This window comes from Stenotrophomonas sp. HMSC10F07 (genome assembly GCF_001807895.1).
Classification (GTDB): Bacteria; Pseudomonadota; Gammaproteobacteria; order Xanthomonadales; family Xanthomonadaceae; genus Stenotrophomonas; species Stenotrophomonas sepilia.
In genome coordinates this window covers 1-16,234 of sequence record NZ_KV791337.1, presented here as the reverse complement: position 1 = coordinate 16,234, position 16,234 = coordinate 1, and the positions used below count along the sequence as shown (strand labels likewise).

The window sequence follows — 16,234 nt, the reverse complement described above, 5'->3', positions numbered from 1 at the left end:
TGTAGAGCCGAGCCCATGCTCGGCTGCCGTTCGCGCTGCGCGCGGGAGTCGAGCATGGTTCGACGCTACAGACAGCGCTTTTGATCATTTCGATGTTCATCCACGCATCGCGTGGATGTGTCGACCAAGGTCGACACCTACCAACAGCGGTAGCGATCTGTCGAAGGCGGGATGGGTCCGGTTGCGGGGGCGTGAGCCGCATGGATGCGGCGACCGAGCTTACATGGACGTACTTGCAGCGTCCCCCGCAACCGGCCCCACCCCGCCATCGCTCAGGAAACCAGCTTTTGCCGTTGCCGTTGCTCCTGCCTCTGCGGGTGCAGGGCGCAGCCCTGCCAGAACCCCAACCCCCGTACTTGCAACGGTCATCATCCCGGTCCACACTTCGTTGCCGATCTGAAGACGGCAACGATGACCCACAAGATCCCCCTGTTGATCGACACCGATCCCGGTGTGGACGACGCCCTGGCCCTGCTGATGGCCTTTGCCGATGAACGGCACGACGTGGTCGCCCTGACCATCGCCGCCGGCAATGTCGGCCTCGAATACACCGTCCGCAACGCCCTCAAGCTCTGTGACATCGTCGGCCGCCCCGACGTACCGGTGTTTGCCGGCAGCCCGGATCCGCTGCTGCATCCCTCCGTTGACGCTGCCCACGTGCATGGCCGTGATGGCTACGGCGACGTGGACCTGCCGCCGCCGAGCCGCCAGGCCGAGGCCGAGCACGCTGCCCTGGCCATCCTGCGCCTGTCGCACGAACACGCCGGCGAACTGATGCTGGTGATGTTGGGCCCGCTGACCAATCTGGCGCTGGCACTGAAGCTGGACCCGACCCTGCCCCAGCGCATCAAGCGCATCGTGGTGATGGGTGGCGCGGTTACCTGCCACGGCAACATCACCCCGGCAGCCGAATTCAACATCGCCTTCGATCCTGAAGCCGCGCACGTGGTGTTCACCTCGTTCAAGCACCTGCTGGTGTCCGACTGGGAGGCGACCGTTGCCCACGGCCTGCCGCTGGAGGACGCCGAGAAATGGCTGCAGGCCGATTCCGACCGCGCCCGCTTCTACGAACTGATCTCGCGCAAGACCCGCGCGCTGTCGGAAGATGCCAAGGGCGGCCGCTGGTATACCGCCGATGCGGTGGCCATGGCGTGGGCGCTGAATCCGGAAGGGCAGCTGCAGGTCGAGTCGCGGCCGCTGAACGTGGAGCTGAATGGCACGTTCAGCCGCGGCGCCACCATCGTCGACTGGAACCGCCAGACCGGCCAGCCGGACAACTGCGATCTGCTGATGGCCTACGACCAGCAGCGTTTCGAGGCCCTGGTGCGCCAGGCCCTGGGCGCGGACTGACCTCGATTGACCGCCACCGGTTGCCCCGAGCGGCAACCGGTGCTTATAATGCCGCTCTTGACCACCAGCCCATTTACGGTGTGAGCCCATGAAGGCCGATATCCATCCGAACTACCGCGACGTCGTCTTCCATGACGTCACCTCCGATTTCAAGTTCCTGACCCGCTCGACCATGGGCACGAAGGAAACCATCCAGTGGGAAGACGGCAACGAATACCCGCTGGTCAAGGTTGAAATTTCCTCTGCTTCGCACCCGTTCTACACGGGCAAGCACAAGGTCATCGACACCTCGGGCCGTATCGACAAGTTCCAGAAGCGCTACGCGCGCTGATCTGTCGATCCAGCTTCGAACCGACGGCCGCGCTCTGCGCGGCCGTTTGTTTTTCCCCAACGCCAACCCAACGGGCGTTTGGATGGACGGAACACTGCGTTCGTGTGACAACGCTTTTGCCGATCCGGGCCGCTCAACGGCCGGTGTCTGGCCGCCTGTCGTATACGACTTCCGTCTAGCACCCGACAAATGCTGCTGTGCGATAATGACGTGATCCCCGGCACAGGCCGAGGACGTCATTCACGTGCCTGACCAATGCGCTTGGGCAGGCGCCTTCCCATGAAGGAGCGCACACAGTGTCCGATCTTGATCAGGTCACGCTCAACGCCGGCGATAAGTCCGTCGTTCTGCCCGTCATCAAACCCACCCTTGGCAACGACTGCGTCGACATCGCGAAGCTGACCAAGGAAACGGGGTTCTTCACCTACGATTCCGGCTTCACCGCGACGGCCAGCTGCAAGTCCGCCATTACCTACATCGACGGCGACAAGGGTGTGCTGCTGTACCGCGGCTACCCGATCGAGCAGCTGTCGGAAAAGTCGAGCTACGTCGAAGTGGCCTACCTGCTGATCAACGGCGAGCGCCCGAGCGCCGAGCAGCTGAAGGCCTTCACCGATGAGCTGACCGCCGAAGCCAACGTCGACGATTCGATCAACACCCTGATCGGCAGCTTCGCCAAGGATGCCCACCCGATGGCGATCCTGGCGGCCGCGATCGCGCAGCTGTCGGCCATCTACCACGACTCGCTGGACCTGTCCGACGCCGAGCAGCGCCGCAAGGCCGCCGTGCGCCTGATCGCCAAGGTGCCGACCCTGTCGGCGCTGATCTACCGCCACGGCAAGGGCCTGCCGGCCAACAAGCCGGACACCTCGCTGGACTACGTCAGCCGCTTCCTGAAGCAGACCTTCGAGTCCGCTGACGGCCAGTACGACCTGAACCCGGACGTGGTCAAGGCACTGGACCTGCTGTTCATCCTGCATGCCGACCACGAGCAGAACGCCTCGACCTCGACCGTGCGCCTGGTCGGCTCGACCGGTGCCAACCCGTACGCGTCGGTCGCTGCGGGCGTCACCGCGCTGTGGGGTCCAGCCCACGGCGGTGCCAACGAAGCCGTGCTGAAGATGCTGGAAGAGATCGGCAGCGCCGACAACGTCGAGTCCGCCGTGGTCAAGGCCAAGGACAAGACCTCCGGCTTCCGCCTGATGGGCTTCGGCCACCGCGTCTACAAGAACTTCGACCCGCGCGCCAAGGTCATCGGCGAGATGACCAGCAAGGTGCTCAAGCAGCTGGGCGTGCAGGATCCGCTGCTGGACGTGGCCGTGAAGCTGGAACAGGCTGCGCTGCAGGACGAGTACTTCGTCGCCCGCAAGCTGTACCCGAACGTCGATTTCTACAGCGGCATCATCTACAAGGCGCTGCAGATCCCGACCGAAATGTTCACCGTCATGTTCGCCCTGGGCCGTACTTCCGGCTGGGTGTCGCATTGGCTGGAACAGCAGGTCGATCCGGAAATGAAGATCGGCCGTCCGCGCCAGGTCTACACCGGCAGCGACGTGCGCGACTACCAGGGCTGATCGCCCGCGTAGGTTGTGCTGAAAACGCCCCGCAGCCGCGGGGCGTTTTTTTTTGCCCCGATCGCGCTCGGCGGAGGGTGGCTGCGGGCCGTTGGTCCGCACGGCAACCAAACATCCATCCGGCACTACACCTCTGAATACTGGCTCGGCGGACTCCCCAGCACACGCCGGAATGACGCAGAAAACGCACTCGGGCTCGCATATCCCAGATCCAGTGCCACGCGTGTCACCGCTTGCCCTTGCCCCAATCGTTCGATGGCCACCAGCAGGCACACCTGCTGCCGCCACTCGGAAAAACTCACGCCGGTATCCGCGCGGAACATCCGCGTGAACGTGCGACGGCTCATGCCCGCATCCGCAGCCACCTCATCAAGCCCAATGGCGAGCGAAGGCGCATCGAACAGCGCCCGGCAGACGCGCGCGAGGCGTGCATCGGCAGGCAATGGCGCGTGCAGGGAAAGCGTGGACATCGACGCGATCTCCGCCACCAGCAACTGCATCAGCTTGCCCGCTCGCCCGTTCTCGTCGTACAGCGCTGGCAGGTCCACCGCATCCTCCAGCAGCTGCCGCAACAGGGGAGAGACCGCATACACGCGGCAGTGCGCCGGCAGTGCCACGGCGGCGGCGGCCTCGATCGAAAGAAAAGCGTTGAGCATCGTCACCGGCCCGCGCATCGTCATCTCATGGGCCATCCCGGCCGGCACCCAGCAGGCGCGCCGTGGCGGCACCAGCCAGCGACCCTGCGGAGTCGTCACGCTGATGGTCCCGTGCGCGGCGAATGCGAACTGACCACGTCGATGGGCGTGCCGGGGAAACGTGGACGCGGCCGCGTAGTCGTTCGAGGTGACCACGACATCGCGCGGCAGGTCTTCGTAGGGATCGAGCAGCGAGTTGCGCATGGCCCGGATTCTATAGCGGTTGACCCGCCATCGACGGCGGGCCGGGCGTGCGCTGCCTAGCATCAGTTCTCCTTCCGAATGCGGCGATTCTTCATGGCCAACACTTTTCATCGCGTGGGGCAGGGGCCTCACTTCGTCCTGGTCCTGCATGGCTGGTTCGGTGACGCGCATGCGTTCGAGCCGATCGAGCCGTGGCTGTCGCGTGATCATTTCAGCTACGTCTTCATGGATTGCCGTGGCTACGGCGGCATGCAGGATGCGGCGGGCCAGTACAGCATCGACGAGGTGGCACATGATGCGTTGGCGCTCGCCGATGCGCTGCGGATCGACACCTTCAGCGTGATGGGGCATTCCATGGGAGGCATGGCGATCGAGCGCATTGCTGTGCTCGCGCCACAGCGTGTGCGATCCATGCTGGCCATCGCGCCCGTTCCCTGCGGCGGTATTGCCTATGACGCGCCCACGCGGCGCCTGTTGGAGAGTGCCGCGGGCAGCCTCGCCACCCGGCGGGCCATCATCGATCGCAGCAGCGGCGGGCGTCTGCCTGCGACCTGGTTGGACTGGAAGGCCGGCTACTCAATGGAGTGCTCCGCGCCCGGCGCATTTGCTGCCTATCTTTCCGCGTGGGCAGATACGGATTTCAGCAATGAGATCGTTGGTGAACATCGGTTGAAGGTGGTGGTGGGTGGGAATGATCCAACGTTCAACCGATCACTGATGGAGAAGGCCTATCTGTGCCGCTATCGCCACGCAACGCTGGAGGTCATCGAAAGTGCAGGGCACTACCCGATGAATGAGGCACCTTTGGCATTGGTGGCGGCCATGGAGTGCTTCCTGTTGTCGTTGCCCGGGAGGTAGCGTCGACTGGCAGTTGACTCGCGCGTCTGGCGCGAAAAGCAGTCGAGCGCGAATCATGCCCTTGGCCCGGCGGCAGGTTCCGTGCGCATGGCGATGCGTTCATCTGGAGGGCGCCCACATATTCTTCGGCGCGGCTCGACTCTACAAAAGCGAAGCAATGAGGTTTGTTGCATTGAACCGATGAGGGAAATTGCATAACTCTCAAACATTGAGCGAATTCAAGAATTCCCCTTAACGTTCAACGTTTTAGGAATGCTTGAATGGCCTGCATGGCAATGGATTTCTAACATTCTCTCCGTCGCCCGCACCCATCCCCGCGGGCGATGCTCCCCTCCCTTTTCTCCTTGGGGAGGGGAGCTTTCATATTCCCCCTTTGTCCGAGAGAGACAACCATGCACGCCATCATCAAGAAGGCCGCGCTCGCTGCAGCGCTGGCCACTGCTTCGCTGTCCGCGCACGCGCTGGAAACCAAGATCTCCGTCTACGCCGACGTCGACCCGACCCTGGCACTGCTGCGTGATGACGGCACCCCGCTGCCGGACGTGGTCAACCTTACCCACGATCCGCTGCGCGGCCTGATTCCGGACACGCAGCGCGTGCGCATCCACTCCAATGATGACACCGCCGATATCGAGGCGCGTATCGATGGTGCGTTTGCCCTCGCAAATGAGACCGGCACCGTCACCGTACCGATGAGCATCAGCCTCAACAATCGCGCACTGGGTGCCGCCGCCATCGAATACAAGGCAGTCGACCTGTTCACCGGCGCCGGCTCGACTCCGGGCGCCTCGATTTCGATGCCGTTGACCATTGCCCAGGCCACCCCGGCCCCGATCACCACCAAGGGTCGCTACAGCGGCATCGTCAACGTCGTGCTGAACCAGAAGGCGACCTCGCCGTAATCCCCGCGCCGGCCCGGTTCCCGGGCCGGCCGCTTCTCCAGCGGTACCCCCATGACCTCACACGCCCCCGCCGTCACCCGGCTGGCGGTCGCGCTCGCCCTGGCGTTGTCCACTCCGCTGGCGGCCGCGCGCGGCGTCCCGCCCGGTTTCGAAGACCTGGTCGAAGGACAGACCGAACAACTCGACATCCAGCTGTTCGGCCGCTCGGCCGGGCTGTCGCCGGTGCGCGTCACCCTGGAGCATGTGCAGCTGGAGGATCCCGCGCGCGTGCTGCAGGCACTGGACCTGTCCGCCGAGGCGCAGGCCGCGCTGCTGCCGGCGCTGTCGCAGCCGCTGCCACGCAACAGCCACCTGGCCTGCCGGTTCGGGGGCGCCGAGGCCGGTTGCGGCTATCTGGATCCCCCGCAAGACCCTGCGGCCGCGCGCGCGCTGTACGACGAAGGCGAGGGCGCCGTGCACCTGTTCGTGGCCCGCCAGTGGATCGGTGGCGAGCCCGCCGCGGAACGCTTCCACGCGCTCAGCAGCAATGCCGAGAACGCTTTCCTGCACCAGCAGGTGCTCAACCTCACCGGTGGGCGCGACTACCAGTCGTTCAGTGCGCGCGGCACCGGCGTTCTGGGCCTGTTCCAGCGGGGCCATATGTCCGCCGACTGGTACTTCACCCAGCAGCGCTACCGCAGCAGCGGTGGCGATGCGCATTTCGAATTCGACAACGTCTATTACCGCCATGACCTGGGCCAGCAGTACTACCTGCAGGCCGGGCGCATGGACCGCCGCAACCTGTCCAGCCCACAGGGCGGCACCTTCGGTTTCAGCATGCTGCCGCTGGACCGCTTCGACGGTGCCCGCGTGGGCACCACCCAGGCTTACGTGGACAGCGATGCTGCCGTGCAGGCCTCGCCATTGACGGTCCTGCTCGCCCGCGATGCGCGCGTGGACGTGTTCGACGGCGAGCGCCTGCTGCAGACCTACTACCTGCAGGCCGGCATCAACCAGATCGATACCCGCAACTTCCCGTTCGGCAGCTACTTGGTGCGCATGCGCATCTACGAGGATGGCGTGCTGGTGCGTACCGAAGAGGCTCCCTTCGACAAGGGCGGCGACTGGACCGACAGCCAATGGCAGTGGTTCGTGCAGGGTGGCCGCCGCAACGAGCGGCGCAGCGATCGCTTCGACAGCGAACAGGTGGCGGTGGCCGGCATGCGCGTGCCCTTGGCACGCGACCTGGCCGTTACCGCGGGCGTTGCCCATCTGGGCGGGCACAGCTATGGCGAACTGCGCGTCGACCTGCGCCGCGTGCTGGCCACGCAGGAAATGCGCGCAACGTTCAGCGGCATGCGCGGCAGCGATGGCAGCCACGGCCAGCAGCATCAGCTGTCATACCGGCGCAAGGCGTCCTGGAACATCTACCAGCAGCGCATGCGTGGCAAGGCCTGCCAGTTCGAGGCCGATGCACGGGACCGCCTGGGCTGCACCAACTCGCTCAGCGGATCGGTCTCGCTGCCGATCGCCGGTGGTACGGCGTATCTGGGGTATACCCGGCGCCAGACCTGGCGCACCGGTTGGAGCCGTCCTGGTGACGATGATCCGTTGGCGCCACTGGATCCATTCCTGCCGCCGCAACCGCTGCAACCGCACCGTGAGCCGCAGCTCAGCCGCACCTGGCAGGCCAGCTTCAGCCGCAGCCATCGTTGGCAGGATTTCAGCGTCTCCACGCGGCTGGGCCTGTGGCAGCAGCACAGCCACGACAGTGCCCGCGACACCCGCACGCGCGACCGTGGCATCTACCTCAACGTGAGCTTCACCCGCCTGCAGCGCAGCCATGTTGGCAACGGCCAGCGCCGCTATGCGGTGGACATGCGACAGCCGCAGCACCAGCGGCCGGAGATCAACTACAGCGTCGGCCAGAGCTATCGCCAGGAGGTGGACGCGCAGTTCCGTGAGCTGACCTCCGAGCTGCGCGCCAACAACAACGACCGCTACAGCGCATCGCTGGGCGGGCAGCTGCAGAACCGTTACGGACAGACCGGCGCCACCGTGGCGTACTACCAGCAGCATGGCCGCAGCGAGACCGCTTACAGCGGCACGCACAGCTCGGCCTTCGCACTGGGCCGGCGCGGTGCCTACTGGGGCGCAGGCAGCGGCGCCGACGCCGGGCTGGCGGTACAGGTAGGCGCCACCGATGACCTGGACCTGCAGGGCGTGGCGGCCGAACTGCAGGTGAGCGGCGCGGGCCGGCAACGGTTGCAGATCGGCGAGCGCCGGCTGCTGCCGTTGACCGCCTACCAGTCGCACCGTGCCGAACTGCAGGACGCCAGCAACGACGCCAGCATGGCCGCCATCCGGGTGAGCGGTGTGGGCGGTGCGCGCCCGATGTTCCTGGCCCCGGGGCGGCTGATGCGTATGCCGGTGCCGATCGAAGTGACCTACACCTTCATCGGCACCGCCCGCACGCTGGCCGGCGCGCCGCTGGGCGGCGCCCGCATCCTCAACGCGCCGGTGCCCGGCACCAGCGCCAACGGCGGCTTCGTCGCCGACTTCCCGCGTCGCGAGACAACGCTCTACCTGCTGCAGGACGACCGCCTGCTGCACTGCCCGCTGCAGGTGCGCGAGCGCCGCCAGGTGGTGCTGCTGGTCGGTGCCGTGCGCTGCGAACCGCTCGCCGTGGCCCAGCTGCCGGCGGAGATCCGCCAGCAGGCGCGCGTCACCCGGCTGCTGCAGGAACGCGCGCTGATTGCCGCCACGCCCCAGACCGCTGCTGCAGGAGGAACGCCATGAGCCGGCGTGTGTTGTTCGTGTTGATGCTGGTGTGCGCGCTGGCCGTGCTGATGCCGCGGGCGTGGGCGCAGTGGCCGCCAGAGACGCATCCCACCGACCAGAGCCGGGACATCGTGATGACGTGGGACCGCTCGGCCGTGCCCGGTGACGTGGAGCTGTGGGCGCCGAGGACGGTGCTGGGGTTCAGTCATGACGTGGCGATGAAGTACGGGCAGATCCATGTGGTGTGTGGGTCTGCGTCAGATCCGGTGTCTGGAAAGTGCCCTACAGAGGGGGTGCCCACCATCGCATTCGGGCAATCAGAAGTATGGGTCCAAGCCGTTGAGCAGCGCACGGGGCTTCGTTCGGACATTCGCGCAGTTGGTCATGTCCTAAGAATTCTCTCAGGACGCATCTGTTCAATCGATTTCTGGGATAAGAACCCGCGTTGGCTCAATGCATCATTTTGGTTCGAGTGCTCTCCAGGTGTGGAGTTTCCTCTGGGAACCGGAGTCCAGCTGACACTGCCTCAATCGGAGATTTCGCGTCTCGTCGCAGGCCACTGGAAGGCCACGATGCGCCTGAATATCAAGGCAGATCCCGCCGCAGCACCGGTCGCCACCGCCACCTTCAACTTCGATTTCACCGTCACCGACTACGACGCGATCTCGATCTACTTTCCGGCCTTCGACACCATTGCGCCGCTGGTCAACATGGACCTGCGCTACGACCCCATCAAGCAGATGGTGGGCGGCCGCAAGCAGCTGGAGATGTGCCTCTACGACGGCCTCGGCTCGCAGAGCGAGTTCATCGGCGTCACCGTGCGCGACAGCGGGCCGCGCCCGCCACCCGGCAGCGACTTCGCGGTCTGGCACCGCGATGGTGGCAGCGACGACCGTCAGCGCCTGGACTACCACGTCAGCCTGAACTACGGCGGGCGCGATATCCGCATGCGGCATGGCGTGGAAGAACTGCTGCGCGGTATCGACAGCGCCGAGCTGCGCCTGGTGATGCTGCCCGGCATCAGCCAGCCGGTCTATTGCGTGCCCACACCGCTGACATTGCTGACACCTCCCACCCCTGTCGCCAGCAAGCGCCCCGGTCTCTACGAGGGCGAGCTGACGGTGGAACTGCGCGTACCCACCGCCAAACCCTGATCCCACACGGAGCCTGCCATGAACAAACTGATCGTCTGGATGCTGCCGTTGAGTGCGCTGCTTGCGCCAGCAGCACACGCCAACCTGTCCATCCATCCCATGCGAACCGCGATGGACGCCAAGCGGGGTGCGCAGATCCGCGTCTACTCGCAGTCCACTCGCCCGCAGTATGTACAGGCCAGCCTGCGACGCATCGACAACCCGGCAACGCCCCGCGAACAGGAGCAGGATATCGAGGTCGCCGATTCGGCCATAGCCATTACGCCCGGCAAGTTCGCGCTGTCAGGCGGTGGCAATCGCCTGATCCGGCTGATCCCACTGCAGCCGGTGCAGAAGGAAACCGCATACCGGGTGTACTTCGAAGGTGTGCGCGGCCCGGAAGGCACTGAACTGGAAAGCAGCGAAGACGCTGCGCACGCCGACGTCGGCGTCAGCCTGGTATGGGGCGCGCTGGTGAACGTGGTGCCCGCCGACGGTGTGGTCAGCCTGAGTGTACGTGGCAACACGCTGCACAACAGCGGCACGCTGCGCGTGGGCATTGTCCATGCGGCCGAATGCACGGCGGCCGGCGTCTGCACGCCGCACGACCTCTCGCACAGCCTGTACCCGGATGCCGATTTCACCCTGCCGTTCCAGCCGCAGCCGGGCAATTCTCTGCGCCTGCGCTACCGGCTCAGCCAGGACGGCTATCGCGAGCATGTCCAGGACGTGGCCATCCAGTCCAGTTGATCCCCCTCCCTGCGTCCCGCGCATGGCGCGGGATGTCTTTTCCGCAAACTGTTAAGGAGAAAGACCATGAATCGAATCTATCGGCGTATCTGGAATGCCGCCCGGCAGTGCTGGGTGGTGGCGAGCGAGCTGGCTGTCGCAAGGCGCTGCGGTGCTTCAAGAAGCAAGCTGGCGTTGCGGGTTGTTGCGCTTTCCGTGTCCACGATTGGCGCTATGGACGCCGGCGCAGTCGAGTACTGGGGGTGTGACGTCTTCGATCTGGGCAAGCCCGAGCTCCGCTGCGCGCCACACCTTGGTCAAACCGATGCGGTCCCCTATGCAAGCTCCAAGTTGTCCACGTCCAAGGAGTATCTGATCATGGGCGGCGGGGCCTACAACGACGGATCGTGGAACGCCACCTTTGGTCACAAAGCCAAGGTGCTTGGCAACTACAACACTGCTCTCGGCCAACAGGCATACATCAGTGGTGTGGACAGCGTTGCAGTTGGCTACAACGCCACGGCCCAGCTGGGGCACAGCACAGTGGTGGGTGCCAACGCCTATGGCAAGGGCATCGGGTCCACTGCCTTCGGAAACAAGGCGTCAGCCACGCGCCAGAACTCGATCGCCATCGGTAGTGGATCGCTCTCGCAGAGCGAGAACTCAGTGGCGATCGGTGCAAATTCCCTTGCCAGTGAAGTGAACACCGTCTCCGTCGGCAGTGACAAGGAGAAGCGGCGGATCGTCAACGTAGCCGATGGGCGGATCACCGCAGCCAGTACCGACGCCGTCACGGGCAAGCAGCTGTACGCGACCAACAGCAAGCTGGGTGCGGTCGAAGCAAACGTTGGCACCATGAAAAATGATCTGACAGCGGTTCGGACGCTTGCGCAGTCCGCCACCAATCGCATCGATGCCACCACCCTGGCACTGGGTAGGGGCGCGATCGCAGAATCGGGGAGCTACGGCATCAGCACCGCCATCGGCAACAATGCCAAGGCCTACAACGGTCGCAGTGTCGCACTCGGGTTCGATGCGCTGGCTGGCGTCGATGCGGAGGGCAACCGAGTGACCGGCCAGAATGCCGGCGTTTCCATCGGTGCAAACACGCGCAGCGCAAACGGCGCGGTCGCGACCGGCTTCCGGGCCATTGCCAGCGGGAACTTCTCCATTGCTGTAGGCGGTGACGCCAATGCGGCCGCCGAACATGCCACTGCAATGGGGTACCTGAGCAAAGCCACGGCAAAGCAGTCCACGGCGCTGGGGCGTGGCAGCGAGGCCAAGGCGCAGTTCGCCACCGCGCTGGGCAATCTTGCGGTATCGGCCAATACCAGTGCCGTGGCATTGGGTGACCGGGCCAACGCCCGCCATGACAATGCAGTGGCACTGGGTGCCGGCTCTGTCACGGCGTCGGTCAACTCCGTTTCGGTGGGCAGTGCCACGCTGAGGCGCAAGATCCAGTACATTGCCGACGGCGTGGTCAGCAATGGCAGCACCGACGCGATCACCGGCAATCAGCTGTTCGCGACCAACCAGGCCGTGTCCACTGCCCAGAGCACGGCCACGAGCGCGCAGACGGCGGCCAATGCTGCCAAGGCCGACGCCGCCAAGGCACTGACCGAGACGACCGCGCTCGCGGGCCTGGTCTCTCAGACCGCCGCCACCGGCAATGTCCGCCTGGGTGGGAAGAACAGCGGCACCGTACTGGACGTGCGCAACAGCGCCAACGCCAGCCGGAAGGTTACCGGTGTAGCGGATGGCACGGTAAGTGCCAGCAGCAATGAAGCGGTCAACGGCAAGCAGCTCAATGCCACCAACGTGCAGGTGGCTGCCGTGGAGAAAGCGGCTACGGCCGCGCAGGCGGATGCAACGGTTGCAAAGGCAGACGCTGCCAAGGCGTTGGTCGGCACGGCTGCGCTGGAAGGACTGGTCAACCAGACCGCCGCCAACGGCAATGTCCGTCTGGGCGAGAAGAACAGCGGAACTGTGCTGGACGTGCGCAACAGTGCCAACGCCAGCCGGAAGGTTACCGGCGTGGCGGATGGCACGGTAAGCGCCAGCAGCAATGAAGCGATCAACGGCAAGCAGCTCAATGCCACCAATGTGCAGGTGGCTGCCGTGGAGAAGGCGGCCGCAGCTGCGCAGGCGGATGCAACGGTTGCGAAGGCGGACGCTGCCAAGGCGTTGGTCAGCACGACCGCGCTGGAAGGACTGGTCAGTCAGACCGCCACCAACGGCAATGTCCGTCTGGGCGAGAAGAACAGCGGAACTGTGTTGGATGTGCGCAACAGCGCCAACGCCAGCCGGAAGGTTGCCGGTGTGGCGGATGGCACGGTAAGTGCAAGCAGCAATGAAGCGGTCAACGGCAAGCAGCTGAATGCCACCAATGTGCAGGTGGCTGCCGTGGAGAAAGCGGCTACGGCGGCGCAGGCGGATGCAACGGTTGCGAAGGCAGACGCTGCCAAGGCGTTGGTCAGCACGGCTGCGCTGGAAGGGCTGGTCAGTCAGGTCGCCGTCAACGGCAATGTCCGTCTGGGCGAGAAGAACAGCGGAACCGTGCTGGACGTGCGCAACAGCGCCAATACAAACCGCAAAATCATTGGGCTGGCAGATGCTCAATTGAATGCCACAAGTTCGGAGGCCGTATCTGGGCGTCAACTTCATGATACGAACAGTAGAGTGTCGGTGCTGGAGACTATGAATCAGTATCTGAGCATTGGCGTTGATTCGTTTAGCCAGCGCGCCGAGGCAGGGCTTCTTGGTGTCGCTATTGGCGATTCCGCAAAGGCCGGCAACGAGGGTGGAACTTCGGTTGGGGCATTCTCCTCCGCGCTGGGTGTGAATTCTGTTGCAATTGGGCGCGGGGCGACCGTGTCCGCTGCAGCTTTGAATGGCTTCTCGATGGGAACAGGCGCACATGTGGCAGCGACCAATGGTGTCGCCATTGGTGCCGGATCTAGGATTCATCTAGGCGCAGACGGAGCGCTGGCCTTGGGTGCAGGGGCCGAGGCCACCGAGGCTGGAACGGCTTCCTTTGGGAGTAGTGGCGCCGAGCGCCGCCTCGTTAACATCGCCCGTGGCACCGCTGATCACAACGCCACGACCGTCTCTCAGCTGAAGGACTCCCTCGCCACCCTCGGCGGCAGCGCAGGCATGGATGCCAGCGGCAACATCATTGCCCCGATCTACTCGGTGCAGGGCGGTACACAGAACACCGTTGAGGGCGCGCTGATGGCGCTCGATGGCGCTGTCATCACTGCAGGCCGCCGTGTGGATAAGGTGGAGGGTCAGCTCAACTCGATCTTCCAGGACACCCCCTCGGTCCGCGCCGACGGTCTCAACCAGCTCACCCTCGCCGGAACCCACGGCATGGTCATCTCCAACGTGGCCAACGGCCTGGTCGCCGCCGGCAGCCGTGATGCGGTCAATGGTGGCCAGCTGCATTCGATGCAGCAGCAGCTCAACGGCCGTATCGATGGCCTGGAAGAGCGCATCGATGCGCCGCAGCCGCGGGCAATGGCTGTCGCTTCGGCGCCGGAGCCGGAAGCACCGGTGCCGCAGGCCGAAGGCGGCCAGCAGGTGGCGTCGGTCGGCGAGGGTGAGAAGCTCGCGCCGCAGCCGAAGTCGAAGCAGGACGAGACGCCCAAGCCGCAGGTCGACACCGCTGAATTGGAGAAGATGCTGGCCCGCGCCAACGAGTACACCGATGGCGCGATCAGCAATTTCGAACGTCGCCTGGACAAGATGGACAAGCGTTTCAACCGCATGGCGGCGATGAGCAGCGCGCAGACCGCGATGGCGATGAACACTGCGGGCCTGGCCACCTACAACCGCCTCGGTGCGGGCGTGGGCTACAGCGAGGGTGAGTCGGCGATGGCGGTCGGCTACCAGCGCGTGCTCAACGAAAAGGGCTCGGCCACCTTCAGCCTCAATGGTGCGTTCACCAACAGTGGCGAACGCAGCATGGGCGTCGGCGTCGGCATCGGCTGGTAAGCCATGGAGCCCCGGCGTGACGCGCGTAATCCGCCCCGCCGCGCCGGGGCCCTTGCCGAGGAAATGGCAATGTATCGATGGGTAAGCCGGTTCATCAGCTACCGCACGTTCTATCTGTGGCGGGCACGTTTTTACTACTACACCCGCAATCTGGACCGCTGGCTGCTGTTCGCCCTGCTGTGCGTGGCGGGCGTGGGCTTGGCGGCCTGGTACACCTGGCGGGTATCGAGCGTGCCGCCGCCGCGCGTGCATCCGGAGGCCGCCGCGCTGCGCGTGGAGAACATCACCCAGGAGGCGATCCATCGCATCGTGCTGGTGCGGCATGGCGGCCCAACCCCGGGCGAGCCGTTCACCACCCCGGAGGATGTCCGCGCCGGCACGCTGCGCACACTGCGGGTGCGGCAGCTGCTGGACAGTGCAATGGTGTGGCAGCTGAAGGCCCACATGCTGGCCGACATGGCGGCATACATCGATGCCACCGGAAGCTGCTTCCCTTTCCCGTGCTGGCAGGTGAGCCATCGGCTGGAGCTCATGCGTGCGGCGGAGGCGGAGAACGCGGCCATCAATCGGGCGCTGGAGCCGGTACTGGAGATCCCGTTGGACAGAATGCCCAATCTCAACGGCGGTGAGCGCGCGCGGATACAGACGGCGTGGTCGGACCCGTTCGGCGATGTATACAACCAGACCTGGTTGCTGGGCGATCTGCAGAACATGCACGCGCGGATGATGATGGCGTACCCGCAGCGGGTGGGAGCCCCTTGGTTGATGCGCCTGCTTGGCGATGAAACGGAGGAGCAGCACCATGATGTCTGGTAGGGCAACGCATCTCCTGTAGAGCCGAGCCATGCTCGGCTGCTCTTCGGTCAGCTATCCGGATGCCTGATGCACCGCGCGGACCAACGGTCCGCACCCACCAGAACCTGCGCAACCGTCACCCGCCGATGTACGCGGTGATCTCCGCTTCGGCCAGCAGCTGCCGCAGCTGTGCGACAGACGCGCGTCGCATCGGCTTCTCATCCACCGGCGACAGCGGCGCCTGGCGCAGCGCATCGTACGGCAGCACGGCCAGGTCGAAGGTCAGCTCCTCGGCACTGAACACCCACACCGGCACGTCCAGGCTGCGTTCGCGGTCCATGCGCAGCCGGCGCGTCCGCGATTCGGCGGGAATGCCGTGCTCGTCCAGGAAGCGATGCACGGCTTCCGGGTCGTCGCTGTGCAGGTGCAGCTGCACCGGGCTGTTGGCATCGGCGGTGCCTTCCAGCACCGGGCCGGCCAGCCGTGGGGCGAAGCCGTGCAGGAACTCCAGCGCGCGCATCGCGGCCTCGCGGCGGCGCTGCAGTTCATTGCCGTGCTGGGGCCCGGAGAACAGCCGCTGGTACTCGCGCAGGGCGTCTTCGATCTCGGTGTTGCGCGGCAGGGAGGCATCGTCGTGGATGCCGAGCCGGCTGGCGGCCTTCAGCTTGGCCTGGTGGTAGTCGCGGATGCCGCCTTCAGCCATCAGGCGGGCGGCTTCGTGGGCGAGGCGGTGGCGCCGCTCGCGGGTCTGGCTGGCAGCATGCTGGCGGGCGCGATGCATGCGAGGACTCCTGTTGCGACCTGGCTACAGACTAGCGCACGGATGTGACATCCGCGTAGGCGTTTTCCCGGATGGGAGCAAGCGGGTGCCGTTGATCCTGTAGAGCCGAGCCCATGCTCGGCTGCTCTA

12 protein-coding genes are annotated in these 16,234 nt (G+C 65.2%); 10 read left to right on the top strand and 2 right to left on the bottom strand.

Translation table 11 applies throughout. The features are described 5' to 3' along the window. The first annotated feature begins 411 nt into the window (after positions 1 to 411). The 3 genes from HMPREF3114_RS03065 to HMPREF3114_RS03055 all read left to right on the top strand — a co-directional run bounded on the left by HMPREF3114_RS03065 (position 412) and on the right by HMPREF3114_RS03055 (position 3,255). Positions 412 to 1,350: a nucleoside hydrolase gene (locus HMPREF3114_RS03065; protein ID WP_005418952.1), complete on the top strand. Its 939-nt coding sequence runs from the start codon at positions 412 to 414 to the stop codon at positions 1,348 to 1,350. 88 nt (positions 1,351 to 1,438) lie between these two features. Further along, positions 1,439 to 1,681 (top strand): type B 50S ribosomal protein L31, encoded by a 243-nt coding sequence (locus tag HMPREF3114_RS03060; RefSeq protein WP_005418951.1) that lies wholly within the window; start codon positions 1,439 to 1,441, stop codon positions 1,679 to 1,681. Positions 1,682 to 1,977: 296 nt separating this feature from the next. Then, positions 1,978 to 3,255 (top strand): citrate synthase, encoded by a 1,278-nt coding sequence (locus HMPREF3114_RS03055; protein ID WP_005418950.1) that lies wholly within the window; start codon positions 1,978 to 1,980, stop codon positions 3,253 to 3,255. 125 nt (positions 3,256 to 3,380) lie between these two features. On the opposite strand, the gene HMPREF3114_RS03050 is transcribed toward HMPREF3114_RS03055, so the two are convergent. Then, the gene (locus HMPREF3114_RS03050) at positions 3,381 to 4,154 is read right to left on the bottom strand and encodes an AraC family transcriptional regulator (RefSeq protein WP_053498487.1); all 774 of its coding nucleotides are present in this window, start codon (positions 4,152 to 4,154) and stop codon (positions 3,381 to 3,383) included. A gap of 93 nt (positions 4,155 to 4,247) precedes the next feature. On the opposite strand from HMPREF3114_RS03050, the gene HMPREF3114_RS03045 reads away from it, so the two are divergent. From HMPREF3114_RS03045 to HMPREF3114_RS03015, 7 genes are all read left to right on the top strand, one after another. Next, entirely contained in the window at positions 4,248 to 5,012 is a 765-nt protein-coding gene (locus tag HMPREF3114_RS03045) for an alpha/beta fold hydrolase (protein WP_053498485.1), read from the top strand. Between the two features lie 392 nt (positions 5,013 to 5,404). Then, entirely contained in the window at positions 5,405 to 5,914 is a 510-nt protein-coding gene (locus HMPREF3114_RS03040) for a CS1 type fimbrial major subunit (RefSeq protein ID WP_053498483.1), read from the top strand. 51 nt (positions 5,915 to 5,965) lie between these two features. Beyond that, positions 5,966 to 8,692: a TcfC E-set like domain-containing protein gene (locus tag HMPREF3114_RS03035; protein WP_053498481.1), complete on the top strand. Its 2,727-nt coding sequence runs from the start codon at positions 5,966 to 5,968 to the stop codon at positions 8,690 to 8,692. Next, the gene (locus tag HMPREF3114_RS03030; RefSeq protein WP_053498479.1) at positions 8,689 to 9,828 is read left to right on the top strand and encodes a CfaE/CblD family pilus tip adhesin; all 1,140 of its coding nucleotides are present in this window, start codon (positions 8,689 to 8,691) and stop codon (positions 9,826 to 9,828) included. The genes HMPREF3114_RS03035 and HMPREF3114_RS03030 overlap by 4 nt, the downstream gene beginning before the upstream one ends. An 18-nt stretch (positions 9,829 to 9,846) precedes the next feature. Next, positions 9,847 to 10,557, top strand: coding sequence for a pilus assembly protein (locus HMPREF3114_RS03025; RefSeq protein WP_053498476.1), 711 nt, complete (start codon positions 9,847 to 9,849; stop codon positions 10,555 to 10,557). 66 nt (positions 10,558 to 10,623) lie between these two features. After that, complete coding sequence (locus tag HMPREF3114_RS20470; protein ID WP_080375082.1) at positions 10,624 to 14,529, top strand: ESPR-type extended signal peptide-containing protein; 3,906 nt, start codon at positions 10,624 to 10,626, stop codon at positions 14,527 to 14,529. A gap of 69 nt (positions 14,530 to 14,598) precedes the next feature. Next, positions 14,599 to 15,345: a hypothetical protein gene (locus HMPREF3114_RS03015; RefSeq protein WP_053498474.1), complete on the top strand. Its 747-nt coding sequence runs from the start codon at positions 14,599 to 14,601 to the stop codon at positions 15,343 to 15,345. A gap of 115 nt (positions 15,346 to 15,460) precedes the next feature. Here the strand turns inward: HMPREF3114_RS03015 and HMPREF3114_RS03010 are convergent, their stop codons facing one another. Next, positions 15,461 to 16,105 carry a hypothetical protein gene (locus HMPREF3114_RS03010; RefSeq protein ID WP_043034094.1) on the bottom strand — a complete coding sequence of 215 codons (645 nt, stop codon included), beginning with the start codon at positions 16,103 to 16,105 and terminating at the stop codon, positions 15,461 to 15,463. Positions 16,106 to 16,234 lie beyond the last annotated feature (129 nt).